This is a genomic window from Pseudomonas sp. CCNWLW23 (assembly GCF_037095675.1).
Lineage (GTDB): Bacteria > Pseudomonadota > Gammaproteobacteria > Pseudomonadales > Pseudomonadaceae > Aquipseudomonas > Aquipseudomonas atacamensis.
In genome coordinates this window covers 30,779-56,707 of sequence record NZ_JBAWKM010000014.1, presented here as the reverse complement: position 1 = coordinate 56,707, position 25,929 = coordinate 30,779, and the positions used below count along the sequence as shown (strand labels likewise).

Here is a 25,929-nt window from a genome sequence, read left to right as displayed (position 1 = left end):
TCCCTTAACCGCGTGGGGTCGTAGCGGCCAGCTTCGCAGCCGAACCCGATGCGCCCTTGGCAGGGGCAACTTTGGGCAGGTTGCTGGCTTCCAGCGCTTGACGTTGTTGAGCGAGGGCGGCGAGGGTCTGCTCGCTGGCCATCGGAATCACTTCAGGGGTGACCGGTGAGCCAGGACGAACCCGTTGCAGACCCTTGACAATGATCGTGTCGTCCTTGTTCAGACCGTTGCGGACGATGCGCAGGCCTTCGATCTTCGGACCGAGTTCGACGGCGCGGTAGGCGGTCTTGTTGTCGCCATCCATCACCAGCACGAACTTCTTGCCCAGGTCAGTGCCCACGGCTTCGTCATTGATCAGCATGGCGTTGTAGGTGCCGCTGCCGACCAGCTTCAAGCGAGCGTAGAGGCCAGGGGTGTAGGTGCCGTCAGCGTTGTCGAAGACTGCGCGACCACGGATGGTGCCGGTTTTCGGATTGACCTGGTTGTCGACGAAGTTCATCTGGCCGAGGTGCGGGTTGCCGTCTTCGTTGGACAGGCCCATGTACACCGGTGTGGTGGCGCCGCGCTGACCGTTGCGGGCCAGTTGGGTGTATTTGAGGAACACGCGTTCGTCGGCGTCGAAGTAGGCGTAGACCTTGTCGGTGGAGACGACGCTGGTCAGCGCGGTGGTGTCGGCGGTCACCAGGTTGCCGGCAGTGATTTCGGCGCGGCTGACGCGGCCGCTGATCGGTGCGGTCACGCGGGTGAAGCTCAGATTCAGTTTGGCCAGGTCCAGTTGTGCCTGCAGGGCACCAACGGCGGCGCGGGCTTCTTGGGCGGCGCTGGTGCGCGAGTCGGCCAGTTCAGCGGAAATGGCGTTGCTGGTACGCAGGCGTTCGCCGCGAGCGGCTTCGTTTTCGCTGCGAGTGGCGGTGGCGCGGGCTTGAGCAACCAGAGCTTCGAGGCGGCGTACCTCGGCCTGGAACGGACGCGGGTCGATCTGGAACAGCAGGTCGCCTTTTTTGACCAGCGCGCCTTCGGTGAACGCGACCTGATCGATCTGGCCCGAAACCCGTGGGCGGATTTCAACGGTTTCCGGCGCTTCGAGGCGCCCGGTAAATTCGTCCCACTCGTTGACCGGTTGTTCCAGCACCTTGGCCACGCTGACTTTGGCAGCGGGCGGGGCGCCGGCAGTCTCCGGAGTTTTGCCGCAGGCGCTCATCACCAGTACGGCCAGCATGGCCAACGGGAAGCGCAAATGTTTGAGTGATTGTTCCATGGATGCAATCCGCCGAAGTATTGAAGATGGGCGGATGATGCTCGGCGCAGGTGTGATGGCACGAATCGAATGAAGCAAAGGTAACTATCATTCGGAATGATATAAGCGCCGAGGCAGCCCTCTAGCATGCACCTTTCGTTAGGGGGCTAACAATGTGTTTTCTTGCAAATCTGTCTTGCGTGACGAGCAATGATTGAGCAAGGCCTTTGTGAGAGGGGAGTCATATATATTAAGAAACGGCCATGAAGGCCGTTTCGATCCGCTATTGCGGCTATTGATCAGTTGAAGCCTTTGCGGTTGGCACCGAAGCGATTGGGGCCAGGCTGGCTGTCTTGCGCCAGAAACACGATGTTGACGATGGGCAGCAGAATCCACCAGCCGCTGCGGTCAGTGTCGTGCATGCGCCGTACGCCAACAGCGAGGCTCGGCAACAGCATTGCCAGGTTGTACAGGCTCTGCAAGGCGCCACCGGTCTTGAGCATGGCGTCGAAAACGCTCATGACAATAGCGATGCCCATGTTGATCAGAAAAAACATCCAGTATTCACGGCGCGTGGCGCGTCCGGTGAACACGGCATATTTCTTCAGTGCCTCTACGTATGGGTTGCCGCTCGCCATGATGGGGCCACTGGCAATGGAATGCAGTGGCGCTTGAGGTGCGCCGCATTGGGGGCATGCCAGTGCCAGAGTACTTATTTCCTTGGCGCAACCACGGCAGAAAACCAGGCTCATGTTTTTTTCCCTAAAAAATGGTCAGTCGAAAGACGGGACAGATACATCCCGGTGTTTTCGTTGGTGCAGATGTCGTCGCCAACGAGAGCAGAGACTGAATGCCCGACTCTCCACTGGCGGGGCGGCGGTAATCTAATCGTTACCATAAGGTTTGTCATCGGCTCTCGGCTTTCGATTTGTGGGTCTGCGGCTAAACCCAAACCCGATCGTCACCAAATCCACTTGGGGCCAGAGGCATACGAACGCATTTCGCTCTAACATGAGCTGATATTCATGCCGTCAGCTTCTGCCACCCCCGGAACTTTCATATATGCGAGACCTGCCCCCGACCGCGACCCTGCGGGCTTTCGAAGTGGCCACCCGGCACCCGACGTTCACGGCTGCCGCTCTAGAACTGCACGTAACCCAAAGCGCCGTCAGTCACCAGCTCCGGCACCTCGAAGAACTTTGGGGCTTGCAATTGTTCGAGCGCGGCAAGGCGTTACGCCTTACAACAGCGGGGGCGACGCTGGCGCTGATCGTGCGCGAGTTTTTCATGAGCCTTGAAGCAACGCTGGAGGATCTGCGCGAGCAAAAGGACAGGGTTCGCCTGACCGTCAGCACCACCTATTCGTTCGCGTTGAAGTGGCTGCTGCCACGCTTGCCGAACCTGTCGCGCCTGCACCCGGAGCTGTTGGTGTCGCTGGACACCACGGACAAGATCATCCACTTCGCCAATGGCGAAGCCGATGTCGCAATCCGCTTGGGCAAGGGCAATTACTCCGGCCTGTATTCAGAGTTCCTGTTCGGCGAACAGGTGTTTCCCGTGGCCAGCCCCGAACTGCTGCAGCGCGTCGGCAGGCCGGGCAGTCCCGCGGAGTTGCTGCAGATGCCGTTACTTATCCGCGACGGCGCCGAGTTGGCGCCGAAATGGGAGGTGTGGTTTGAGTCCGTCGGGCTGGAGTTTTTACCGCTGCGCGAAAGCGTCAGGTTTGGCGACACCAACATGACGGTGGAAGCTGCGTTGCTCGGCCAGGGTGTGGCGCTGGTGCGCAGCGGCCATGTCGAAAACGAAATCGCCGATGGCCGTCTGGTGAGGCTGTTCGATGTGCCGTTCCCTTCGCCTTTGGCCTACTATTTCGTCTGCCCCAAAGGCATCGAAGCCCAGGCACACATTCTCAGTTTTCGTGACTGGTTGCTCAGTGAAGCATTGAAGGTGCAGAACCCCCAGCGCTGAAGCATGAGCTTTTGCTCATGCTGCAATGAGGAAACTTCGCTGTAATGCCAATGCCCGAGATGCCTAGAATGCCGCATGCCAATCCATCTCGTACTCCTCGTTCTGTTCGCCGCGCTCCTGCACGCCAGCTGGAACGCGCTACTGCGCGGCGGTGCCGATCGGCTCTGGTCGATGACAATAATGTGCGTGGCCATCGCCATCGTCTGCCTCATTGCCACCTTTTTCATGGCCGCGCCTGCACCTGAGAGCTGGGGGTATGCGCTGCTCTCGGCACTGCTGCATGTCGGCTACAACCTGTTCCTGGTGCGCAGCTATCGGGTCGGCGATCTAGGGCAGATCTATCCGATTTCCCGCGGCTCGTCACCGGCGCTGATCACCCTTGGCGCCGTGCTGTTTGCCGGCGAAACCATTACTCCCGCTGAGCTGCTCGGCATCGGTCTGGTATCCGGCGGAATCATTTCCCTGGCCTTTCGCGGGCGCAGCCTGTCGGTGCCGAGCCTGCCGTATGCGCTGGGCACCGGTTGTTTCATCGCCGCCTACAGCGTCGTCGATGGCATTGGCGCCAGGCTTTCCGGTGCGCCGCTCGCGTACACGGTGTGGATGAGCGCCCTGTGGGGCGTGCTGATGCCGCTGGTGTATATCGGCCTGCGCGATGCTCGCAGTCTGTTTTCCGTACGGCCCGGAATGCTCGCCGCAGTGGGCGGCGGACTGGTCTCGTTGCTGGCCTACGCAATCGTTATCTACGCCATGAACGAAGCGCCACTGGGCGCGGTGTCGGCCTTGCGCGAAACCAGCGTGTTGTTTGCCGCATTGCTCGGCTATTTGTTCCTCGGTGAAAAGCTCACCGTCCGCAGGATGCTGGCGTGCGTGGTCATCGCCAGCGGCGCCATCATCATCGGCTGACACAGCCCAACTGCTCAGGAGAACGTCGCATGGATAATGTCTCGCAAGCACCGCTGATTCTGATCACCGGCGGCAGTCGCGGAGTCGGCGCCGCCACCGCCCGACTCGCTGCCGCGCAAGGCTACGACGTTGCCATCAGCTACGTTGCCAACGAGTCCGCCGCTCTTGAGGTGGTGGCGGATATCGAAGCGTTGGGGCGCAAGGGCCTCGCGCTGCGTGCTGACAGTGCTGACCCCGGGCAGGTTGCTGAACTGTTCTCGGCCCTCGATCGCTCATTTGGACGGATCGATGTTCTGGTCAATAACGCTGGCGTTCTGGCAAAACAGTCACGCATGGAGGACCTGAGCTTTGAACGCATGCAGCGCATCTTCGCGGTCAATGCTCTGGGACCGATCCTGTGCGCGCAGCAAGCGGTGAAGCGCATGGCTTATCGGCACGGCGGCACAGGTGGGGCAGTGATCAACGTTTCTTCTGCCTCGGCGCGCTTGGGCAGCCCGAATGAATACGTTGACTACGCAGCATCGAAAGGCGCGCTGGAAACTTTCACCATCGGCTTTGCCAAAGAAGTCGCGCGCGAGGGTATTCGGGTCAACTGCATTCGCCCGGGGCACATCTATACCGACATGCATGCCAGCGGCGGCGAGCCGGGGCGGGTGGATCGCGTGAAGGACACTATCCCCATGGGGCGGGGCGGTCAGCCGGAAGAGGTGGCGCGGGCCATCTTGTGGCTGGCCAGCGCGGAGGCCTCCTTTGTCACGGGTACTTTTCTGGATGTGACTGGCGGCAAGTAAGTCCGGGCTACAGGCTATCCGGATCGCCAAAAAACATCTGAATCCGCGACCTCAACCACCGCTCTCCCGGGTCGTTATCCTGCGAGCCACGCCATGCCATGTGCAATTCGAAGGTCCGCGTCGGCAGCGGTGGATCTTCAGCCCGCAGACCGCCGGCTGCCGTCAGTGCCTCAGCCGTGTAATCCGGCACGGTCGCGACGATATCGGTGCCCGCCAGCAGCGTGCCGAGTCCGTTGAACTGTGGCACCGCCAGCACCACGTGCCGTTTGCGTCCGAGTTTTTCCAGTTCTTCATCGACGAAACCACTGAGGTCGCCAGCGAACGACACCAGTGCGTGCGGTCGGGCGCAGTAGTCGTCGAGGCTCAACGGCCCCGGCACGGTGTCGGCGCGCAGCAGCTTCGGTGCGCTGCGGCGCAGGACCTTGCGCTTGGCGTTGGCTGGCAGGTCGGTGGTGTAGCTGACGCCGATCGAAATCTCGCCGGAGGCCAGCAGGCCAGGCATCAAGATGTAGTTGACCCGCCGCACCACGAGGACGATGCCTGGTGCTTCGGCGCGCAGGCGCTTGAGCAGCATGGGCAACAGGGCGAATTCGACGTCGTCGGATAATCCAATGCGGAACACCGACGTGCTGGTCGCCGGATCGAAATCGGCGGCACGACTGACGGCGGTCGAGATCGAATCAAGGGCGGGCGAGAGCAGGGCGAAGATTTCCACCGCGCGGGCGGACGGCTCCATGCTGCGGCCGGTGCGGACAAACAAGGGATCGTCAAACAGGCTGCGCAGACGCGACAGCGCCGCACTGATAGCCGGTTGGCCGAGGAACAATTTTTCCGCGGCCCGAGTCACACTGCGTTCGTGCATCAATGTTTCGAACACGATCAGCAGGTTCAGGTCGACACGACGCAGGTCATTACGATTCATCTGGAGTCCTGGCAGAGTCATCAAACTTGACGAGGGCGACCATATGAGAACAATGGCCGGCATGAATCTTACGGGGAAAGGCTGGTACTCTGCACCGGAAAATTCAGCTTTACTGCGACGGTGGCAGGCCTTTTTTCATGGATTTTGCCAATGCCGCCCTTGATGCGGAATCAATGACAGGCATGTCGACTATTAATAGCCACTGATGGTCTTGGGTCCAAAGCCCAGATAGAGTTCATGGCATTAGAGGTTACTTTGACGAGGTTTGCGATGTCCCGCACGATCCGTTTTCACAAGTTTGGTCCGGCCGAGGTGCTCAAATGCGAAGAGCATGCGGCTGCTCAGCCAGGTCCTGGCGAAGTGCAGGTGCGTGTCGAGGCAATCGGCATCAGTTGGTACGACACCCTGTGGCGCCAGAATCTGGCGTCGTCCCAGGCACGTCTGCCTTCGGGCCTCGGTCATGAAATGGCTGGCGTGGTCACTGCGGTGGGCGCTGATGTCGACGACCTGTCCGTCGGCGACAAAGTGGCCAGTTTTCCCGCAGAAAGCCCGAACGACTATCCGGTGTACGGCGAGTCGATCGTCCTGCCGCGCACCGCGCTGACCCGTTATCCCGATGTGCTCAGCCCGATCGAAGCGAGCGTGCATTACACGCCGCTGCTGATCGCCTACTTCGCTTATGCCGATCTGGCACGGGTCAAACCCGGTCAATTTGCGCTGGTGACTGACGCCAGCCACTGCGCCGGCCCGTCGTTTGTGCAATTGGGCAAAGCGCTGGGTGTGCGAGTGATCGCCGCGACCAAATCGGCGGAGGAGCGGGAGTACCTGCTGTCCCTCGGTGCGGAGAAGGTCATCGTCACCGAAGAGGAAGATCTGTTGATGCGCATCAACAAGATCACCGACAACCGCGGCGTCGATGTGGTGTTCGATGGTCTTGGCGGCCCGCAGATGTCATTGCTCGGCGATGTGCTGGCACCACGCGGCAGTCTGGTGCTGTACGGCTTGCAAGGTGGTAACCAGACCCCGTTCCCGGCGTGTGCGGCGTTTCAGAAGAACATCCAGTTCTTTGTGCACTGCATCGGCAACTTCACCGGCAAGCCGGAGCTGGGCATTGTCCAGGACCACGTCGCTCTGCAGCGTGCTTTGCGTGACATCAACCAGTTGACCGCTGACCGCGTGCTCCTGCCGCTCAAGACGCGTGTATTCCCGTTCAACGAGTTCGTCGAAGCGCATCGCTACATGGACGAATGCCCATGCCGCGAGCGAGTGGCCCTGCAAGTGGAAACCGCGTAAATCCGCTCATCAGAGTCCGTGGCCGCCACGGACTCTTTTCTGTTTAGATCCTCCGCTGTCAGTAAACCCTTCCCGATATCGAAGCATCGGCCCTTCAGCAACTGAACTGGTTTTTGCCTTCGATCTGTATCTTCTAATCACACTATAAGCACTGATAATTGAATGATTACTTTCATCTCAAGGAATGAGCTATGGCTGTGCATTCAATTTGTCCAAGGCAATATCAAATGGCTGGCTCGGCTGGCTTCGTCAATTTCTGTTTAATTGCTGTAGGGCGTTTCGGAAGTTGCTTCTCCTTTTCTTGTAATGATTTGTCGTGGGACGTTGTAGGAAGTTTCCTCAGATCATTTGCGAATGGCGAAAGCCCAATGAATACGGGTGGTTGAACGTGGCGCTTGGCATCTGGATGGCTTTATTCAGGTGAAGTGTTTCAAATAACTACAACTTTGTAAGTGTTAGCATTTCAGCGTCTATTACTTATTGATCCAATTGCCGCGCGCCCATTGTCATGTCTGCGCGGCATGAAACTTTTGATACCGGGTAAATACCGATGAGCACGATCCATGATCAGGCAATGAACTATGTCTATCAGCAAGTATTGCAGCGTCTGCTGAGTTTCTTTTCCCGAGCCGAGCGTACGGCATTGCAGTTGTTGATACAGCGCCTGGTGGTGGCCGCAGGCGGCATGGAAAACATTGGGCAATTCAAGGTGCTGGTGCCTCAGTCCGGCCTGCGTGACGGCTGCTACACCCTGGCCTTGCTCCGGGCTGCGCAGTTGACCATTGCCGGACGTGCTCCGGCAACCTTCCAGTTGCGTGTGGCTTCCCTGCGCTGGAGTGGCGACAGCCCGCTCGCCCTGCAAAACCTGCATCGCAGCTACAGCGCGCTGTTTCTTTATGACGATCCGCGGGTCGAGGTGCTGATGGTGGATAACCGCGAAGTGCTGCCGTTCGACCATCGCACGCCTGTGAGCAACGAAGGGCGTGAGGCCAGTCGCGTCAATCTGCTGCTGGTCGGGCACTGTCGCACCTGGCTGGAAACGCCTGAATTATGGGATGACGCCTATCTGGCGACGGCCGAGTACTACAGCCAGATCGCCCGCTGGAACAATGGTGTCGACGCCATGATCAGCACTGAAACCAAAGGCAGTCAGCAGCATTTCCTCGAAGGCCTGAACCGTGCAATGCAGCGAGTGGCAATAACCGGTCCAGAACTGGTCAATGCCGGATTCGAAGCGCTTTTTCCGCTGCTCGACGGGCTCGGTGATGATTTTTACCGCGAGCTGCGCGCAGATGATGACCGGATAGCGTGGCGCCCGGAAGGTGAGTTCGAAGCCTGCCGGCGCACCAGTTTTATCGATATCAACGACATGATGGTCGGCAAAATCGAGGATCGCTGGCCGCTGCTGGGCGAATTTCTCGGTTATGAACCTGACGACCTGGCGCTGTACCAGGGCGAAGCGGTATTCGCTGACCCTCTGATCTCGGCGCACGTGCGAGGTTTGTACGCACGCTTCATCGAGGGGCGCGCCTATGAGGCGGGTATCGACGATTATGTTCGTCACACGCTGGCCGACATGCGGCGAAAACAGGTCGCCGAATCTGTCTGCGAGCACTTGCTGGCCAGCTATGACAATGCCGGCGGGCCAGAGCAGCTGCGGGCGCTTGCCGAGGATTACCTCATCAATGGTTTCGGATTGAGCGAAACGCAGCTGGTGTGCCTGCTGTTTGCACCGTTCATCGACAACGGCAAAGGTCTCGAGCGGTTCCTGCGCAACTGTCATCCCGGCATGCTGGTCGCGATGCCTGACCTGCACCGCGCCATGCAAGGCTTGCACGCGCCGGAGCAGGTTTTGAAGTGGATAACGGAAGTGAGCGGGTTGCCGGTCAGGTTGGTGATCCGCCTCTATGCGACGGGCCCTGTGCAGATTCATGCGCCCACGCAATTAGCCTCGGAGAGCGCGTCTGAGGATCAGGCGGGTTCGGCCTCGTCATTCGAGCGGTCGACGGAACGCTGACGGTGAGCCGGAGCCTGAGTTGTGAACCGATATCTACGGAAATGAGGGTGTGAAAAGCGCGCGGGACAACGACTTTGTTTATCAGGCAGTTTATCGATATCTGACCACGCTGATTGATGACGCCGGAGGTGGTACGGCGGTACGCATGCCTTCCTTGCGACAACTGGCGGATCGACTGAATGTCTCCATTTCAACGGTGCAGTACGCCTATTCGCTTCTGGAGAAGGAAGGTCGAGTCTATTCGATAGCCAAGTCAGGGTATTACGCGCAAGCGCTGTTCAGCATGGATGCGCCCGGCAACGGCAATGATCTGCTGGAGACCGTGTACGTCAACGCCAGACGTCCCGGAATGTGTGTGTTGAGCGCCGACGAACCGGCCTCGCTGCAACCGCTGGACAGTCCGTTGTTGACGTTGGAACGTGAGCTTCTGCGCCAATATCCGCGTCAGCTACAGACATTCGTGCAACCTTGCGGAGAGCTGGAGTTGCGGGTTGCCCTGGCAGCGCGGTACACGAGTTCGACAGAGCATTTCTGGCATGCCGATGACATCTATATCGGTGCTGATCTGCGCGGGGTCCTGGAAATTCTGATTTCGGTGCTCGAATTGCGTCACGCCAGCGTAATTGTCGAATCACCGTGCGACTGGGTGATATTGCGTCTGCTCGAGTCGTGCGGGGTGCGCGTGATCGAATGGCCATTGCTGGCCGAAGGCGTGCTTGATCTGTCGGTACTGCAATCGCTGCTGGAGAACGAGCCAGTACGTCTGGTTCTTTTGTCTTCAGTGCTGAGCATGCCCCACGGCAAGGGTTTCACCCATGAGCGTCAGCAGGCCGCCGCGCAGTTGCTCAATCAACATGGCGTCTGGGTACTGGAAAACGACTGCTACAGCGAGCTTGACGAGCGCAATGATTCACAGCGTTTGCGCAGTTGGCTTGATCCTGAGCGTCTGCTGGTGTTTTCCACTTTCGAGAAATTCATCGGCGCTGAAGCGCCATTCGGCTTTGTCCTGTCGCGTCATTGGCGTGAGGCGCTGCAACGCCATTTTCTGCTGCGCGCATTTCGCTTGTCGCCAATCCGCCAAAAGGCGATTGCCCGGTTGTTGAATGGCGGGCGGCTTGATCAGCATTTATCTGTGCTGCGGCGAATGCTGGGTGAGCGGCGAGCCGTGTTGATCCAGGTTCTGCACGAACGTTTGGGCGATACGCTGCAGATAGTCGAGCCGCAGGGCGGGGCGACGGTGTGGGTGCGTTCGTTACGGCCGGTCGACATGGCGAATGTGTTCCGTCGCCTGCTCAAGCAACAGATCATCGTGGCCCCCGGCGAGCTGTTCAGCCTGCAAGGTCTGCATGCGGATCATCTGCGGATAAGCGCGTTGCACCACGGCGAGCGGGATCTGCCGAGTGTCATCGGCTTGCTCGGTGATGCCTTGCGCCTGTCGCCCGGTCAATAACGTTAAAAAACATCGGGCGAGTTTCGGATACATCCCGTCGCACAGTGGTCAAACTGCCAGTAAACTGCGCTGCATTTCCTGAACCACTCCGATTTCAGAGGTTTTTGCATGACACTCAGTCCTTTTGCGGGCAAACCGGCACCGGCAGAACTGTTGGTCGATATCCCGCGACTGGTTACGGCCTATTACACCGGCCAGCCTGATGCATCGATTTCTACCCAGCGAGTGGCGTTCGGCACCTCCGGCCACCGCGGCAGTTCGTTCGATTTGAGTTTCAACGAATGGCATGTTCTGGCCATCAGCCAGGCGATCTGCCTGTATCGCGAAGCCCAGGGCATCACCGGCCCGCTGTTCGTCGGCATCGACACCCATGCATTGTCGACCCCGGCCGGCGCCAGCGCGCTGGAAGTCCTCGCCGCCAACGGCGTCACCGTGATGATCGCCGAAGGCGATGAGTACACGCCGACCCCGGCAGTTTCTCACGCCATTCTCTGCTACAACCGCGGCCGTACCTCTGGCCTGGCGGACGGTATCGTCATCACGCCGTCGCACAACCCGCCACAGAGCGGTGGCTACAAATACAACCCAACCAACGGTGGCCCGGCCGATACCCACATCACCAAGTGGATCGAAGCCAAGGCCAACGAGCTGCTGGCGAACAAACTGGCCGGGGTCAAACGCATCAGCTACGAGCAAGCGCTCAAGGCCAGCACGACCCATCGTCACGATTACTTGAACACCTATGTCGCCGACCTGATCAACGTCATCGACTTCGATGCCATCCGCGACGCCAAGCTGCGTCTGGGTGTCGATCCGTTGGGCGGAGCAGGGGTGCGCTACTGGTCGGCCATCGCCGAACACTACCGTCTCGACCTGGAAGTGGTGAATAAACAGGTCGATTCAACGTTCCGTTTCATGACCGTCGATTGGGACGGCCAAATCCGTATGGACCCATCGTCCAGCCACGCGATGCAGGGCCTGATTGGCCTGAAAGAGCGTTTCGACGTGGCATTCGCCTGCGATCCGGACCACGACCGCCACGGTATCGTCACGCCGTCCGGTGGTTTGCTCGCGCCGAACAACTATCTGGCGGTATCCATCGACTACCTGTTCCAGAACCGTCCGCAATGGCGCGCTGATGCCGCTGTCGGCAAAACCGTGGTCAGCAGCGGTTTGATCGACCGCGTGGCCAAGCGCCTGGGCCGTCGCCTGTACGAAGTGCCGGTCGGTTTCAAATGGTTCGCCGACGGTCTGTTCGATGGCTCGCTGGGTTTTGGCGGTGAAGAGAGTGCTGGCGCCTCGTTCCTGCGCAAGGACGGCGGTGTATGGAGCACTGACAAGGACGGCTTGATTCCAGCCTTGCTCGCCGCCGAAATGACCGCGCGCACCGGGCGCGATCCAAGCCAGGCCTACCGCGCGCTGACCGACGAACTGGGCGAACCGTTCTCGGTACGCGTCGACGCCAAGGCCAACCCTGAGCAGAAGGCACTGCTGAGCAAGCTGGCGCCGGAACAGGTCACCTCGACCGAGCTGGCGGGCGAAAAGATTCAGAGCATCCTCAGCCATGCACCGGGCAACGATCAGGCCATCGGCGGTCTGAAAGTCATGACCGAGAACGGCTGGTTCGCCGCGCGTCCGTCGGGCACTGAGGACATCTACAAGATCTACGCCGAAAGCTTCCTCGGCGATGACCACCTCAAGCAACTGGTGGCCGAAGCGCAAACGTTGGTGGATGGCGCTATTTCCACTAAGTGATGCGCACATGAAAAAGGGCAACCGTAATGGTTGCCCTTTTTTATTGCCTTCAGATCAAGCCAGGTCGACCAGTACGATCTCGCTGTCCTCGATCGCCGTGACCGTCAGCACTTGCTCATGGGCCACCGCCACACCGTCACGCGCTTGGGCACGCAAGCCATTGACTTCGATCACGCCGGTGGCCGGAACCAGATAGGCGCGACGCCCTTCGTCGAGCCGATATTCGGCGGTTTCACCGGCCTTGATGTTCGCCGCCACCAGACGTGCATTGGCACGAATGTGCAGGCTCTCATCGTCGCCGTCCTTGCCGCTGGCCAGCGTCACAAAACCTTCGCGCTCGCCTTTAGGAAACGGCTTGGCGCCCCACGACGGCGGCGCACCGGTTTCGGTCGGCAGAATCCAGATCTGGAAGATCTTGGTTTCCTTGTCTTCCAGGTTGTATTCGCTGTGAGCGATGCCGGTGCCGGCGCTCATCACTTGCACGTCGCCAGCTTCGGTGCGGCCCTTGTTGCCGAGGTTGTCCTGGTGCGTGATGGCACCTTCTCGCACGTAAGTGATGATTTCCATGTCGCGGTGCGGATGCTGCGGGAAACCGGTACCTGCGGCGATGATGTCGTCGTTCCACACGCGCAGGTTGCCCCAGCTCATCCGCTGCGGATCGTAGTATTCGGCAAAGGAAAAGTGGTGATGCGCGTCCAGCCAGCCATGATGGGCGCCGCCCAGCGAGCTGAAGGGTCTGAGTTCAAGCATGATCGTCTCCTAATAAGGGTCGTCAGGGGGCGGGCCCCGTGGTTGATGACGACGATCATCTATCAAGCAATCATCGATAAAAAGCGCAAAAACTGCCGCATCATGATCAGGTTATTTGATAGGAAGGCGCCTCGAAATCGTCTCATCCGACTTTCAATTCGTCGCCTAAACCGATGACCTGTAAGCATTTCGCTAGAACTGGACGGCAAATCCAGACACCATAGCCGCCACAGCCTCACACCCTGGAGTCCGTCAGCGTGGCGCAACACATTCCCGATCTTCCCCCTGAACTTCGTCCACTGGCCGAGATGCCCTGGTTCAAACGTCTGGCCGCGCGATTCTTTGGTCACGGGTTGACCAAGCTGCGCGCCCAGCACCGGGCGTCGTGGCTGCACGGGCAAGCCGACGGATTTCGCAGTGGCCACACCGCTGGCGTCGAATACGGTTTCAAGGAGGGCAAGCTTGAGGGTTTGGAGGAAGGCCGCCAGGTTCTGCTGATTCGCGACAGCCGCAACACCGAGCATCGGCCGCCCAGCGTCGATAGCAACCTGTTCGATGACTGGCGCCTGCCGCTGACGGCGGAACTGAAGAAGCGCATCAAGGCTGACGTTGCCCGTTTGCTCCCGGCCCACGCCCAGCCCAGCGCCGCACAGTGGAAGATGATCTTCAGCGATACGCCGTCCACCTCGGTGGTGGCCGGTGCCGGCGCTGGCAAATCGACCACGCTGGTGCTGCGCATTCTCTTGCTCAGACATTATCTGGGTTTTGAGCTGGATTCGATGACCGTGGTGACCTTCACCCGCGAATCGCGTAAGGACTTCATCAACAAACTCATCGAAATCTTTACGCTGTGGGGGCAGCCGCTGAACCTCAAACAGGCCCGCGAGCTGGTCAGAACCTTCCACTCACGCATCCTGCCGATGGTGCGCAGCCTGCCGGGTTTCGAGCGTTTGCAGGCCTTCGAGAACCTCAGCGATCGCCCGCAAAGCGGCGCAGAGGAGGTCGACAGCAATCCGTTTGACCTGCGCATCAATGACGCGCAGCGCCAGCAACTTAATGCTTGTTATCACCGGCTGTTCAACGACGATGAGCGTTTCCGCCAGTTGATCCAGCCGCTGTCCCGCGCGGGTTTGCAATTAAAGGAACTGGAACGCGATCACCCCGATGTGCAGAAACGCATGGCGGTCACCGAACTGGCGGCCAAGCGCGATGAAGAGCTCTGCGATGTGATTGAGGATCTGTGGTTTCGCGCAGGGGCGTGGCCGATCAAAGGCATCGAACCGAATCGGCAGGCCTTCGAAATCAATGGTTCGAAGTTCCACGCTCACGGCTATATTCCCAGCCTCGATGCCTGGGTGGTGCTCGGCTTTGATCCCAGGGAAAACGCCCAGCTGACCCGACCCAACGCCAAGCTGAGTGTCCGTGCAGAGTGGGCGGTCAAGCGCACCCTGTTTCAAGCTTTCTGCCGTAAGCCATTGATATGGCTTGATAGTTACGAGTCATCCAGGCGCGTTCTTGCGACGTTGGCCGGAGATGCCAGCGCCGGTCCCGGCTTCGATTACAAGGTCAAAGGCGAGCTGGTATCGGCGCCATTGCTGGATTGTTTTATCGCCGCAGCAGGCTTTATCGAAAACCTCGGCCTGGATGTACCGGACGCGGTCAGTCGGATGAGCTTCGCCAAGGACGATCCCGATCGCTTTTTCTTTGAAGCCCTGAGCCTGTTCTGGCGCGCATTTGAAGATCACTTGCTGGATCAGAAGCCGCCAGTGATGACCTACAACCGCATGTTCGCGCTGTTCAGCGAGCGCTCGCCGGAAAACCTCAAGCTGCTCAGCGATGAGTTGCTGCGGCCTATGGCGCATTTGATGATCGATGAGTTCCAGGACGTATCGCCGCAGATCGTTTCGTGGATTCGCGCCAGCCTCAATGAAATCCGCAGCCGTGGCCAGGCCATGCACGTTGGGCGAGGGGCGCAGCGTTCGTCGCTATTGTGTGTTGGCGATGACTGGCAGTCGATTTACGGTTGGCGCGGCAGCTCGCCGAGTTACTTCATGGAGTTCAATAAGGAATTTCCTTCACCGAGCACCACAAGAGTGATGCTCAGTGACAACTATCGCAGCCATCAGCACATCATCGACGCCGCCGAACACATTGTCCGTGCAGCGCCGGCAATCGCAGGCAAGAAGGCCAAGGCCAGTGGTGAGCCCAAGCCGCTTCACCCGGTCAACGTGCTTGAGCGGGACGATGAAGCATTGGGTCAGCGCCTGGCCGAGCATTACCGGCGCGGCGATTCAATCTTGATGCTTTATCGAAAAAGCGGCGATAAGTTATTGATAGAGCAGCATATTCAGCCTGTACTTAATGTAGATTCGAGCTTGCCCTATGATGCGCGGCGGCTGAAACAGCTGACCTATCACAGCGCCAAAGGCTTGCAGGCTGATGCAGTATTTCTGCTGGGTGATTGCCAGCATCTGACCAGTTCTCCGTACAAGAATCAGGTCTATCGCATGGCGGGATTGGGCAAAAGCGGCGACAGCGAGCCTTATGACACTGCGCAAAAGGACGAAATCCTGCGCCTTGCCTACGTCGGTATCACACGCGCCGTCAGCCATTGCTATTGGTACGTCGAACCGCAGGACAGCCAGGCGGTAAACATGCCGAGGGCGTCGGATCGAGTCGCCAAGGGCAAACCCTTCTTCGTCGACCATCGACGCGAAAAGGAAAAGACCAGCGCCTGACCCATAAAAAGCCCGCATCGCTGCGGGCTTTTTGTTTTAAATCAGGTGTTTATGCGTAGTTCTTGAGAGATTCCGGAGGAGTGAAGGCTTCCAGCTCATCCTCGATGGCTTCGATCATGCGCTCGACGTCCGCCGCGTTCATCACCGTTGCGCAGGGAATGCCAGCGATGGCGATCATGGTTTCGCCGCTGGCCCGATCGAAAAGACGGGCGATCATGCTGCCCGGCGCATCCATCGTCGCCTCGAAACCCATGGGATGAAAATGCCAGCGCATCAGCTGGCAAGCGTTTGGAAAGGTGACTTTGCTGAACCCTTTATTCATGGTGTTGCCCGCCTGCTTCATCGAGCGCTTCCTTTTGCTCATGTTAGGTGGGAAGAGCCTTCATTGGCTCAACCAGTGCTTGAGCTTTAAAAGTAGCATCCGTGTGTGAAAAAACTGTGAGTTTTTTCAGTCCGTTTAGCGATTGATTCGCATTTTTTGATGTAAGTCACTGGCTGATCGATTATCGCCAAAACGCCACCATGGATTTTTCATTGAAGCGGCAGAGGAAGTTGGGCAAGCTCGGTTCTTTTTCGCCGAGCCGCTTATGCACGCCGATGACGACGGCCCAGAACAGACCCAGGCCACGGCCGCCACGGTCATGCGCTATCACCTGAGCTGGAAACACCGGGATCTGGACAGCGTCATGGCGCTGTATCACGCCGATATCCAGTACAACGATTTCTTTCAGAACCGGGTGCTCGGTCTGGATGAGTTACGCGAATACGTGCGCGTGAGCATGCCGCGAGAATCCGACGAACTGCTCGAACATTGCGACCGAATCCGGGTGGATGGCAACACCGCGTTCATTCAGTACGAGGTGACTTTGCGTGGCGGCGACGGCCTGGTGTCGTTTCGCTCCAGCGAAGCGATCACGGTCAAGGACGGCTTGATCTGGCGCGTCAACGAGTACGCCTCGCTGGTGCGTACTCAAGCCGACGGCAGTTCGGCACAGAGTCAGCGTCCGGCGGTCAGTCGGCTGGGTCTGTCACCGCGGCAGCTGAGTTTCATGGCCGAAGACCTGCAGCAGTATTTCGAAAAGCAGCAGCCCTATCTGGACCCTGAGCTTGACCTGCAACGGGTGGCGAAGGAGTGCGGGTACAGCCGTAATCAGATCTCCTATCTGCTCAATCAGGTGCTCGGGCAAAGCTTTTATCGCTACGTCAATCAGGCGCGCCTGCAGCATTTGCTGCGTGCGCTGGACAGCGCCACGCCGCCGTTGCGCGTCGACGAGCTGGCGTTTGCCGCCGGCTTCAATTCGTTGTCAGCGTTCTATAAATGCTTTCGCGAACACACCGGCCAGTCGCCCAAGGCCTACGCCAAACAAATTTCTCTGCGGGCACGCGCGCAAGACATCCACTGAAGGCAGCCACTAGGATCGACGCCATCGAAGGTTTTCAGTGGCGGAGTCTGGCATGTCGGCGTGGCGCACGATCAGTTTGTGGATGGATCAGCTCGATGAACCGCTGCTGGCGCGGCCTGCGCTTGAGCGTGACCTGGATGTCGACGTGGCCATCATCGGCGCCGGTTACACCGGACTGTGGACGGCGTACTACCTGAAAAAACAGGCGCCCGGCCTGGATATCGCCATCGTCGAGGCGCAAACCGCCGGGTTCGGTGCGTCCGGACGCAATGGCGGCTGGCTGATGGGTAATTTGCTGGGCGAGGATCGTTTGCTCGCAGGCTTATCGCCGCAGCAGCGCAGGGCGTCGTTCGATCTGCTGCACAGCATCCCCGATGAAGTGGAGATCGTCCTCGAACGCGAAGGCATCGACTGCGATTACCGTAAGGGCGGGGTGCTTTATTGTGCCGCGCGCTACCCAGAGCAGGAAACCGTTCTGCGCGATTACCTGAGCAAGCTGCACGCCCAAGGCCTTACCGATAACGACTACCGCTGGCTCAGTCCCGAGCAGCTGGCCCAGCAGATCCGCGTGGCCAAGCCCTACGGCGGCATCTTCGCCCCCCATGTCGCGACCATTCACCCAGCGAAACTGGTCCGTGGTCTGGCGCGGACCGTGCAGAACATGGGCGTGAAAATCTACGAAAACAGCCCGGTCACCCACTGGCAACCCGGCAGTCTGCGTACCGCCAAGGCCAGCGTGCGCAGCCGTTGGATCGTCCCGGCGGTGGAAGGTTATTCGGTGACCTTGCCGCCACTTGGCCGTTATCAATTGCCGGTGCAAAGCCTGATTGTCGCCACCGAGCCGCTGTCCGCTGCGACCTGGGACGAAATCGGCCTCAATCGCGGCCAGGCCTTCAGTGAATTCAGCCGCCAGGTCACCTACGGCCAGCGCAGTGCCGACAATCGTCTGATCTTCGGCGCCCGTGGCGGGTATCAGTTCGCCGGCAAGCTGCGCCATGACTTCAACCTCACCCGCGATGAAGTCGAGTTGCGCCGCTATCTGTTCGGCGAACTGTTCCCGCAGCTGAAAAATGTGCAGATCACCCACGCCTGGGGCGGCAACCTTGGCATGTCGCGGCATTTCAAGCCGCACATGCTTTGCGACCGCGCCAACGGCATCACGCTATCGGGCGGTTATGGCGGCGAGGGCGTCGGTGCCAGCAATCTCGGCGGCCGGACGCTGGCCGATCTGATTCTTGAGCGCGACAGCGAGCTGACCCAACAACCGTGGGTCCTGCCCGACGGTGGCATTCATGCGCTGCGTGCCTGGGAGCCAGAGCCATGCCGCTGGCTCGGCTACAACGCGATCATCAAAAGTTTCGTGCACGAAGACCAGACCCTGGCCAATCCCGCGACCGCGCCCTGGCGGCGCAAGCTCGCCAGCCAAGTCGCCGGGTTCATGGAAGGTTTCATGCACTGAACGCCGTTTCCCTCAATAAACAGGTCACGCCATGAGCATCACCCAATTCAAGAACACCGCCACGCTTGAGCTCGAAGAATCCAACCCGGTCGCCGTGCCCCTCGGCGAACCCGTCGCAATTGCCTCGACCACCAGTGTCGAGCGCGACGACGGTGTCGAAACCGGCGTCTGGGAATGCACCCCGGGCCGCTGGCGGCGGCAGATCACCGCGCAGGAGTTCTGCCATTTCATTTCCGGGCGCTGCACCTTCACCCCCGACGGTGGCGGCGAAACCCTGCACATACAAGGCGGCGACGCACTGATGTTGCCAGCCAACACGCTCGGGACCTGGGATATCCAGGAAACCGTGCGCAAGAGCTACGTGCTGATTTTCTGATTGTTTGATCCTTTGATTGCCTGCCAACAAAAAAAGCCCATACAGGAATCGCCCCATGATCCAGAAAACCCTCGCATTGGCGCCGCTGCTGCTGGCCGCTTCCGTCAGTCATGCAGCCGAGACGGTCAAGGTCTACAACTGGTCCGACTACATCGCCCCGGACACCACGAAGAATTTTCAGAAAGACACGGGCATCGGCGTCACCTATGACGTCTACGACAGCAACGAAACCCTCGACGGCAAGTTGATGACCGGCAAATCCGGTTACGACGTGGTTTTTCCGTCGAACCACTTCATGGCGCGGCAGATTCAGGGTGGGGCGCTGAAGAAACTCGACAAGAGTCAGTTGCCGAACTGGAAGAATCTAAACCCGGCGCTGCTCAAAGCCTTGCAGACCAACGACCCGAACAACGAGCACGGTTTCCCTTATCTGTGGGGCAGCACTGGCATCGGCTACAACATCGCCAAGGTCAAAGCGGTGCTGGGCGACAACGCGCCGGTGGATTCCTGGGACCTGATCTTCAAGCCCGAATACATGGAAAAGCTGCAAAAATGCGGCGTGGCGATCCTCGACAACGGCCCGGAACTGCTCCCGGCGGCGCTCAACTATCTGGGCCTGCCGCACCACAGCAAAAATCCCGAAGACTACAAAAAAGCCGAAGCCCTGTTGATGAAAGTGCGGCCCTATGTCAGCTACTTCCATTCTTCGAAGTACACCAGTGACCTGGCCAACGGCGACATCTGCGTAGCGGTGGGCTTTTCCGGCGACATCCTGCAAGCGGAGAACCGCGCCAAGGAAGCCAAGAACGGCGTCGAGATCGGTTATGCGATTCCCAAGGAGGGCGCGGCGATCTGGTTCGACATGGTCGCCATGCCCGCCGACGCACCAGACGAAAAGGCCGGCTACGCCTTCATGAATTACCTGCTGCGCCCCGATGTCATGGCCGGCATCACCAATTACGTGCATTACGCCAATGGCAACGAACAAGCCGACAAACTGATCGACCCGGCGATCAAGAACGACACCAAGGTTTACCCGAGCCCGGAAATGATGGACAAGCTGTTCGCGCTGGAAGCGATGCCGCTGAATATCGACCGGATCCGGACACGGGTTTGGAACAAGATTCGCACCGGTAGCTGAGTTTTTTCAGGCCAACATACAAGACCCCTGTGGGAGCGAGCCAGCTCGCGAAGCGGTTTGTCATTCGACACTTATGTTGACTGGCTTGGCGTCTTCGCGAGCAGGCTCGCTCCCACATTCGTTATTCAATGAATCAGGATAGTTGATATCAAAGCACTGGCACCGCTGACGGAAAGTGTGACTTGCCCAACAAATTCAAACTTAGCGATATTTAATATTTAAATAGAAAATCGTCAGACAATTTCCACCCTCATCGCAACTAAAAACAATCTTTCCTCCCCGCGCGCTTTGTTTACGGCAGTTTCCTGATATAGCCAAATTGGATCGCAAAAAAACTCTTTACGACAGATTTCCAATTGTGTCAGGTTCGTTACGCCTCCATTGGGCGAGTGATAGGACGATCTCGCCAAAGATCGTCCTGTCGGACAAAAACTGTTCCATTGCTAAACAAGGAAGTGTGTTTATGTCGAAAGTTAAAACCAATGCTGTTGATTCCGCCGAACAAGCTTTCCAGCTGGCTGCCTTCAGCTCGGCGTACAACCAGATCAATAGCTTCAGCCATCAGTACGACCGCGGCGGCAACCTCACGGTCAATGGCAAACCCTCGTACACCGTCGACCAGGCGGCTACGCAACTGCTGCGTGACGGCGCTGCCTACCAGGACAAGGACGGCAGCGGCAAGATCGAACTGACCTACACGTTCCTGACCTCGGCCTCGAACAGCACGATGAACAAGCACGGCATCAGCGGGTTCAGTCAGTTCAGCGCACAGCAGCAGGCGCAGGCCAAGCTCGCCATGCAGTCCTGGGCCGACGTGGCCAATGTCACCTTCACCGAGAGAGCCTCGGGCGGCGACGGGCACATGACCTTCGGTAACTACAGCGGTGGCCAGGATGGCGCTGCGGCGTTTGCCTATCTGCCGGGAACCGGCGCTGGTTATGACGGCACCTCGTGGTACTTGATCAACAGCGGTTACACGCAGAACAAGAACCCGGAACTGAACAACTACGGTCGTCAGACCCTGACCCACGAAATCGGCCATACCCTTGGCCTTGCGCACCCCGGCGACTACAACGCCGGCAACGGCAACCCGACCTACACCGATGCGACTTATGGCCAGGACACCCGTGGCTACAGCGTCATGAGTTACTGGAGCGAGAGCAACACCAACCAGAACTTCAGCAAGGCCGGCGTCGAAGCCTATTCGTCCGGCCCGCTGATGGATGACATCGCCGCAATCCAGAAGCTCTACGGCGCCAACACCACGACCCGCACCGGCGACACCACCTACGGCTTCAACTCCAATACCGGTCGCGACTTCCTCAGCGCTTCGTCGTCGAGCGACAAAGTGGTGTTCTCGGTCTGGGATGCCGGCGGCAAGGACACCCTGGATTTCTCCGGTTTCACCCAGAACCAGAAGATCAACCTCAATAGCGCTTCGTTCTCCGACGTTGGCGGCATGGTCGGCAACGTGTCGATCGCCAAGGGCGCAGTCATCGAGAACGCGATTGGTGGTTCGGGCAGCGATCTGTTGATCGGTAACAGCGTGGCCAACGAACTGAAGGGTGGTGCCGGCAACGACATCCTGTACGGCGCTGGCGGTGCCGACAAACTGTGGGGCGGCGCCGGTTCGGACACTTTCGTGTTCGCCGCCAGTTCGGACTCCAAGCCGGGGGCGATCGATCAGATTCTCGATTTCGTCAGCGGTCTGGACAAAATCGACCTGACCGGCATCACCAACGGCGCGGGCCTGCACTTCGTCAACAGCTTCACCGGTTCGGCCGGCGACGCAGTGTTGACCTCGTCGGGTGGCAACAGCCTGTTGTCGGTGGATTTCTCCGGGCATGGCGTGGCTGACTTTATCGTCAGCACCGTGGGCCAGGCAGCGACCAGCGACATCGTCGCGTGATGTGAGAGGAAAGCGGCGCCTCGTGCGTCGCTTTCTTCGCTTGCATCGGCCTGATCGCCGAGCAAGGCTACGAGCGGAAGTGAAGTTTCCTATGACTCGATACGTTTTAACTGACACGACGATGGCATGGCTGATGGCAGTCACGCTGATGATGACCGGAGCGACAAGCATGGCAAGCAGCCTCAGACTCGAAGAACCCTCGGCATTCGCCGGGCGCTGGCAGGCCACTTTGACCGGTCACAGCGACACACCCGAAACGCGGTCGCTGCAAGACAAGCCCTCGAACACTTGCCTGGTCGAGCTTGCGCCGAACCAGACCTTGGGCGAGGGCACTGAATGTCTGGCCGCGTGGTTGGGCGAAGCGCCAATCGGCTGGTTTCCAGAGCCCGATGGCATTTCCATCACCGGCAAGGAAGGTTCGAGGATCGCCTTCTTCAGCCGCCAGCGTGATGGCATTTATACAAAGGCCTTGAGCGCCGGACTGCTTATTACGTTAGAGCGCGCAGCGCAGTAGGCAATGGTTGTCGAGTGAAAGAAAGTTGATATAAGCCAGTGGTCGTGCGTTATAAGCGCGGCATCGGGTCAAGTTGTTATGAAATTGTAAGCGCTACTTGCAAGTCATCTTTGGCAGGCAGGCGGAATATCAATGGAATGCTCGTCCGGTAATGACGAGGCATGAATTCAGGAAGAATCAATGAAGATGGCGAAGTCTCCTGCCACCGCTCCGTTAATCAAGGCATTGGGCGACTATAAAAGCATTCTGATCAGCGTCGGTTGTTTCACCGCGCTGATCAACGTGTTGATGCTGGTGCCGTCCATCTACATGCTGCAAGTTTACGACCGGGTGCTGTCGTCACAGAACGAAACCACCCTGGCAATGCTGTCGTTGATGGTGGTCGGTTTCTTCGCCTTTATCGGGCTGCTGGAAGTGATCCGCAGCTTTATCGTCATCCGCATCGGCAGCCAGCTGGAGCGTCGCTTCAATCTGCGCGTCTATCAGGCCGCGTTCGAGCGCAACCTGTTCAAGGGCGAAGGCAACGCCGGGCAGTCGCTGGGCGACCTGACCCACATTCGCCAGTTCGTCACCGGCCCGGCGCTGTTCGCCTTCTTCGATGCGCCGTGGTTCCCGGTTTATCTGTTTGTCATCTACCTGTTCAACGTCTGGCTCGGCGTGTTGGCGACGGCGGGCGCGTTGCTGCTGATCGCACTGGCCTGCCTCAACGAATACATGACCAAAAAACCGCTGGGCGAAGCCGCCGGTTTTTCCCAGCAGTCCAGCCAGTTGGCCACCAGCCACTTGCACAACGCCGAAACCATTCAGGCGATGGGCATGCTCGGCTCGCTGCGCAAGCGCTGGTTCGGGGTGCATTCGCGCTTTCTCGGCTTGCAGAACCAGGCCAGCGACACCGGGGCGGTGATCAGTTCGCTGAGCAAGACCCTGCGCCTGTGTCTGCAATCCCTGGTGCTGGGCCTGGGCGCGTTGCTGGTGATCAAGGGCGACATGACGGCGGGGATGATGATCGCCGGTTCGATCCTGATGGGCCGCGTGCTGAGCCCGATCGATCAGCTTATCGCCGTTTGGAAACAGTGGAGCGGGGCGAAGCTGGCTTACCGCCGTCTCGATGCGCTGTTGCAGGCGTTTCCACCCAGCGACGAGGCGATGGCACTGCCGGCACCGAAAGGCCAGATCACCTTCGAACAAGTCAGCGCCGGCCCGCCCGGGCAGCGTGCAGCCACTTTGCACATGGTCAATTTCAATCTGAGTGCTGGTGAAGTGCTGGGTGTGCTCGGCGCTTCCGGTTCCGGCAAATCGACGCTGGCTCGAGTGCTGGTCGGCGTGTGGCCGGTGCTGGGCGGCACCGTGCGCCTCGACGGCGCTGATATTCATCGCTGGAACCGCGATCAGCTTGGTCCTTACATCGGTTACCTGCCGCAAGACATCGAGCTGTTCAGCGGCAGCATCGCCGAGAACATTGCGCGCTTCAGCGAAGCCGTTCCGCAAAAAGTCGTAGCTGCCGCGCAACAGGCCGGCGTTCACGAAATGATCCTGCGCTTGCCGCAAGGCTACGACACGCAACTGGGCGAGGACGGCAGCGGCTTGTCCGGTGGCCAGAAACAGCGCGTCGCCCTGGCCCGTGCGCTGTACGGCACGCCGAGTCTGGTGGTGCTCGATGAACCCAATTCCAACCTCGACACCGTCGGCGAAGCGGCATTGGCCAGCGCCATTGCGCAACTCAAGGCGCAAGGCACCACGGTGATTCTGGTCACGCACCGTTCTTCGGTGCTGGCTCAGGCTGACAAATTGCTCGTGCTCAACGATGGTCGTTTGCAGGCGTTCGGCCCGAGTCAGGATGTGCTCAAAGCACTTTCCGGTCAGCAGGAACAGCAACGCGAAAAAGCCGCACAAGCACCGGGCGGGCTCAGCATGAGCCGGCAGTATCAGCCCACGACAAGGAATTCGGGTGTATGAGCAGCGCCAGCATGAACACTGAAAACGAAGCGAACATGGAACACGCCTACCTCACCGAGCGCCCGGAACGCGATGCGAAATTCTTCGCGCGCCTGGGCTGGATCCTGGCCATCGTCGGCGCTGGCAGTTTCTTCACTTGGGCGGCACTGGCGCCGCTGGATCAGGGCATTCCGGTGCAGGGCACGGTGGTGGTCTCGGGCAAGCGCAAGGCTGTGCAGTCGATGAGCAGTGGCGTGGTCAGCCGTATTCTGGTGCGCGAAGGCCAGATCGTGAAGCAGGGCCAGCCACTGTTCCGCCTCGATCAGACGCAAGTGGCTGCCGACGTGCAATCGCTGCAGGCGCAGTACCGCATGGCCTGGGCCAGCCTCGCGCGCTGGCAGGCCGAGCGCGACAACCTCAAACAAGTGACCTTTCCGCCTGAATTGAGCAACGACCCGGACCCGCGCCTAGCGCTGGTGCTGGAAGGCCAGCGGCAACTGTTCAGCAGCCGCCGCGAAGCGTTCTCCCGGGAACAAGCGGCACTGCGCGCCAATATCGAAGGCGCCACTGCGCAACTGGCCGGCATGCGCCGCGCCCGCAGCGACCTCAATGCCCAGGCCAGCTCTTTGCAACAGCAACTGAGCAACCTGCAACCGCTGGCCGACAACGGCTACATCCCGCGCAACCGTTTGATGGACTACCAGCGGCAACTGTCGCAGGTGCAGCAGCAGCTGGCGGAAAACACCGGTGAAAGCGGGCGCGTGGAGCAGGGCATCCTTGAATCGCGCCTGAAGTTGCAGCAGCACGGCGAGGAATACCAGAAGGAAGTGCGTACGCAACTGGCCGACGCGCAGCTGAAAAGCGTGACGCTGTCCGAACAGCTGACCTCCGCCGGTTTCGATCTGCAACACAGCGAGATCCTCGCCACCGCCGATGGCGTGGCAGTCAACCTCGGCGTGCACACCGAAGGCGCTGTGGTGCGTCAGGGCGAAACCCTGCTGGAGATCGTTCCGCAAGGCACCACCCTGGAAGTGGAAGGGCACTTGCCGATCAACCTGATCGACAAGGTCGGCACGCATTTGCCGGTGGACATTCTGTTTACCGCGTTCAACCAGAGCAAAACCCCGCGCGTGCCCGGCGAAGTCAGCCTGATCTCCGCCGACCAGATGGTCGATGAGAAAACCGGCGTGCCGTATTACGTGTTGCGCAGCAGCGTCAGTGATCAGGCGATGGAAAAGCTCAACGGTCTGGTGATCAAGCCCGGCATGCCGGCGGAAATGTTCGTGCGCACCGGTGAGCGTTCACTCCTCAACTACCTGTTCAAACCGCTGCTTGATCGCGCCGGTTCTGCGTTGACCGAGGAATAAG

At 59.3% G+C, this 25,929-nt stretch carries 21 protein-coding genes; 16 read left to right on the top strand and 5 right to left on the bottom strand.

The annotated features are described in order from the left end of the window. Positions 1-4 precede the first annotated feature (4 nt). Both mexE and V8J63_RS18075 read right to left on the bottom strand, forming a co-directional pair. Positions 5-1,258, bottom strand: coding sequence for a multidrug efflux RND transporter periplasmic adaptor subunit MexE (gene mexE / locus V8J63_RS18080; protein WP_039761553.1), 1,254 nt, complete (start codon positions 1,256-1,258; stop codon positions 5-7). A 278-nt stretch (positions 1,259-1,536) separates the two neighbouring features. Next, complete coding sequence (locus V8J63_RS18075; RefSeq protein WP_110600443.1) at positions 1,537-1,989, bottom strand: DUF805 domain-containing protein; 453 nt, start codon at positions 1,987-1,989, stop codon at positions 1,537-1,539. 310 nt (positions 1,990-2,299) lie between these two features. Between V8J63_RS18075 and gcvA the strand changes: the two genes are divergently transcribed. The 3 genes from gcvA (at position 2,300) to V8J63_RS18060 (ending at position 4,899) form a co-directional block, all read left to right on the top strand. After that, the gene (gene gcvA, locus V8J63_RS18070) at positions 2,300-3,205 is read left to right on the top strand and encodes a transcriptional regulator GcvA (RefSeq protein ID WP_130887936.1); all 906 of its coding nucleotides are present in this window, start codon (positions 2,300-2,302) and stop codon (positions 3,203-3,205) included. A gap of 75 nt (positions 3,206-3,280) precedes the next feature. Beyond that, positions 3,281-4,108 carry a DMT family transporter gene (locus V8J63_RS18065; protein ID WP_336464447.1) on the top strand — a complete coding sequence of 276 codons (828 nt, stop codon included), beginning with the start codon at positions 3,281-3,283 and terminating at the stop codon, positions 4,106-4,108. Between the two features lie 29 nt (positions 4,109-4,137). After that, positions 4,138-4,899 carry an SDR family oxidoreductase gene (locus tag V8J63_RS18060; RefSeq protein WP_336464446.1) on the top strand — a complete coding sequence of 254 codons (762 nt, stop codon included), beginning with the start codon at positions 4,138-4,140 and terminating at the stop codon, positions 4,897-4,899. A 7-nt stretch (positions 4,900-4,906) separates the two neighbouring features. Here the strand turns inward: V8J63_RS18060 and V8J63_RS18055 are convergent, their stop codons facing one another. After that, positions 4,907-5,821 carry a LysR family transcriptional regulator gene (locus V8J63_RS18055; RefSeq protein ID WP_016774850.1) on the bottom strand — a complete coding sequence of 305 codons (915 nt, stop codon included), beginning with the start codon at positions 5,819-5,821 and terminating at the stop codon, positions 4,907-4,909. A gap of 270 nt (positions 5,822-6,091) precedes the next feature. Between V8J63_RS18055 and V8J63_RS18050 the strand changes: the two genes are divergently transcribed. The 4 genes from V8J63_RS18050 to pgm all read left to right on the top strand — a co-directional run bounded on the left by V8J63_RS18050 (position 6,092) and on the right by pgm (position 12,336). Beyond that, positions 6,092-7,114: a zinc-dependent alcohol dehydrogenase family protein gene (locus tag V8J63_RS18050; RefSeq protein WP_041480274.1), complete on the top strand. Its 1,023-nt coding sequence runs from the start codon at positions 6,092-6,094 to the stop codon at positions 7,112-7,114. A 550-nt stretch (positions 7,115-7,664) separates the two neighbouring features. Next, positions 7,665-9,131, top strand: coding sequence for a hypothetical protein (locus V8J63_RS18045; RefSeq protein ID WP_130887939.1), 1,467 nt, complete (start codon positions 7,665-7,667; stop codon positions 9,129-9,131). Between the two features lie 49 nt (positions 9,132-9,180). After that, positions 9,181-10,581 (top strand): aminotransferase-like domain-containing protein, encoded by a 1,401-nt coding sequence (locus tag V8J63_RS18040; RefSeq protein ID WP_016774847.1) that lies wholly within the window; start codon positions 9,181-9,183, stop codon positions 10,579-10,581. A 108-nt stretch (positions 10,582-10,689) separates the two neighbouring features. Then, entirely contained in the window at positions 10,690-12,336 is a 1,647-nt protein-coding gene (gene pgm / locus V8J63_RS18035) for a phosphoglucomutase (alpha-D-glucose-1,6-bisphosphate-dependent) (protein WP_016774846.1), read from the top strand. A gap of 54 nt (positions 12,337-12,390) precedes the next feature. On the opposite strand, the gene V8J63_RS18030 is transcribed toward pgm, so the two are convergent. After that, the gene (locus tag V8J63_RS18030; protein ID WP_016774845.1) at positions 12,391-13,086 is read right to left on the bottom strand and encodes a pirin family protein; all 696 of its coding nucleotides are present in this window, start codon (positions 13,084-13,086) and stop codon (positions 12,391-12,393) included. Positions 13,087-13,343: 257 nt separating this feature from the next. Here V8J63_RS18030 and V8J63_RS18025 point away from each other — a divergent pair, with 257 nt between their 5' ends. Further along, positions 13,344-15,824, top strand: coding sequence for a UvrD-helicase domain-containing protein (locus tag V8J63_RS18025; protein ID WP_336464445.1), 2,481 nt, complete (start codon positions 13,344-13,346; stop codon positions 15,822-15,824). A gap of 49 nt (positions 15,825-15,873) precedes the next feature. On the opposite strand, the gene V8J63_RS18020 is transcribed toward V8J63_RS18025, so the two are convergent. Beyond that, positions 15,874-16,146: a DUF1652 domain-containing protein gene (locus tag V8J63_RS18020; RefSeq protein WP_038862172.1), complete on the bottom strand. Its 273-nt coding sequence runs from the start codon at positions 16,144-16,146 to the stop codon at positions 15,874-15,876. A 265-nt stretch (positions 16,147-16,411) separates the two neighbouring features. Here V8J63_RS18020 and V8J63_RS18015 point away from each other — a divergent pair, with 265 nt between their 5' ends. From V8J63_RS18015 to V8J63_RS17980, 8 genes are all read left to right on the top strand, one after another. Beyond that, positions 16,412-17,227: a helix-turn-helix domain-containing protein gene (locus V8J63_RS18015; protein WP_122611328.1), complete on the top strand. Its 816-nt coding sequence runs from the start codon at positions 16,412-16,414 to the stop codon at positions 17,225-17,227. Positions 17,228-17,279: 52 nt separating this feature from the next. Further along, positions 17,280-18,686, top strand: a complete 1,407-nt coding sequence (locus tag V8J63_RS18010) for an NAD(P)/FAD-dependent oxidoreductase (protein ID WP_336464444.1) — start codon at positions 17,280-17,282, stop codon at positions 18,684-18,686. A gap of 31 nt (positions 18,687-18,717) precedes the next feature. Further along, entirely contained in the window at positions 18,718-19,062 is a 345-nt protein-coding gene (locus tag V8J63_RS18005) for a cupin domain-containing protein (protein ID WP_336464443.1), read from the top strand. 55 nt (positions 19,063-19,117) lie between these two features. Next, positions 19,118-20,203, top strand: a complete 1,086-nt coding sequence (locus tag V8J63_RS18000; protein ID WP_336464442.1) for a polyamine ABC transporter substrate-binding protein — start codon at positions 19,118-19,120, stop codon at positions 20,201-20,203. A 463-nt stretch (positions 20,204-20,666) separates the two neighbouring features. Beyond that, a complete protein-coding gene (locus V8J63_RS17995) occupies positions 20,667-22,112 on the top strand; it encodes a serralysin family metalloprotease (protein WP_336464441.1) in 1,446 nt (481 codons plus the stop codon). A 91-nt stretch (positions 22,113-22,203) separates the two neighbouring features. Beyond that, a complete protein-coding gene (locus V8J63_RS17990) occupies positions 22,204-22,626 on the top strand; it encodes an AprI/Inh family metalloprotease inhibitor (protein ID WP_197890508.1) in 423 nt (140 codons plus the stop codon). Between the two features lie 180 nt (positions 22,627-22,806). Further along, positions 22,807-24,582 carry a type I secretion system permease/ATPase gene (locus V8J63_RS17985; RefSeq protein ID WP_336464440.1) on the top strand — a complete coding sequence of 592 codons (1,776 nt, stop codon included), beginning with the start codon at positions 22,807-22,809 and terminating at the stop codon, positions 24,580-24,582. Further along, complete coding sequence (locus tag V8J63_RS17980) at positions 24,579-25,928, top strand: HlyD family type I secretion periplasmic adaptor subunit (RefSeq protein WP_122698212.1); 1,350 nt, start codon at positions 24,579-24,581, stop codon at positions 25,926-25,928. Before V8J63_RS17985 ends, V8J63_RS17980 begins: the two co-directional genes overlap by 4 nt. Position 25,929: the final 1 nt, after the last annotated feature.

Bases quoted from the DNA above. Each gene is read 5' to 3' on its own strand.
- V8J63_RS18050 (WP_041480274.1), top strand. From the start codon at position 6,092: ATGTCCCGCACGATCCGTTTTCACAAGTTTGGTCCGGCCGAGGTGCTC.
- gcvA (WP_130887936.1), top strand. From the start codon at position 2,300: ATGCGAGACCTGCCCCCGACCGCGACCCTGCGGGCTTTCGAAGTGGCC.
- V8J63_RS17985 (WP_336464440.1), top strand. From the start codon at position 22,807: ATGAAGATGGCGAAGTCTCCTGCCACCGCTCCGTTAATCAAGGCATTG.
- V8J63_RS17990 (WP_197890508.1), top strand. From the start codon at position 22,204: ATGACTCGATACGTTTTAACTGACACGACGATGGCATGGCTGATGGCA.
- pgm (WP_016774846.1), top strand. From the start codon at position 10,690: ATGACACTCAGTCCTTTTGCGGGCAAACCGGCACCGGCAGAACTGTTG.
- mexE (WP_039761553.1), bottom strand. From the start codon at position 1,258: ATGGAACAATCACTCAAACATTTGCGCTTCCCGTTGGCCATGCTGGCC.
- V8J63_RS18005 (WP_336464443.1), top strand. From the start codon at position 18,718: ATGAGCATCACCCAATTCAAGAACACCGCCACGCTTGAGCTCGAAGAA.
- V8J63_RS17980 (WP_122698212.1), top strand. From the start codon at position 24,579: ATGAGCAGCGCCAGCATGAACACTGAAAACGAAGCGAACATGGAACAC.
- V8J63_RS18065 (WP_336464447.1), top strand. From the start codon at position 3,281: ATGCCAATCCATCTCGTACTCCTCGTTCTGTTCGCCGCGCTCCTGCAC.
- V8J63_RS18030 (WP_016774845.1), bottom strand. From the start codon at position 13,086: ATGCTTGAACTCAGACCCTTCAGCTCGCTGGGCGGCGCCCATCATGGC.
- V8J63_RS18060 (WP_336464446.1), top strand. From the start codon at position 4,138: ATGGATAATGTCTCGCAAGCACCGCTGATTCTGATCACCGGCGGCAGT.
- V8J63_RS17995 (WP_336464441.1), top strand. From the start codon at position 20,667: ATGTCGAAAGTTAAAACCAATGCTGTTGATTCCGCCGAACAAGCTTTC.
- V8J63_RS18055 (WP_016774850.1), bottom strand. From the start codon at position 5,821: ATGAATCGTAATGACCTGCGTCGTGTCGACCTGAACCTGCTGATCGTG.
- V8J63_RS18000 (WP_336464442.1), top strand. From the start codon at position 19,118: ATGATCCAGAAAACCCTCGCATTGGCGCCGCTGCTGCTGGCCGCTTCC.
- V8J63_RS18045 (WP_130887939.1), top strand. From the start codon at position 7,665: ATGAGCACGATCCATGATCAGGCAATGAACTATGTCTATCAGCAAGTA.
- V8J63_RS18010 (WP_336464444.1), top strand. From the start codon at position 17,280: ATGTCGGCGTGGCGCACGATCAGTTTGTGGATGGATCAGCTCGATGAA.
- V8J63_RS18020 (WP_038862172.1), bottom strand. From the start codon at position 16,146: ATGAATAAAGGGTTCAGCAAAGTCACCTTTCCAAACGCTTGCCAGCTG.
- V8J63_RS18075 (WP_110600443.1), bottom strand. From the start codon at position 1,989: ATGAGCCTGGTTTTCTGCCGTGGTTGCGCCAAGGAAATAAGTACTCTG.
- V8J63_RS18015 (WP_122611328.1), top strand. From the start codon at position 16,412: ATGCACGCCGATGACGACGGCCCAGAACAGACCCAGGCCACGGCCGCC.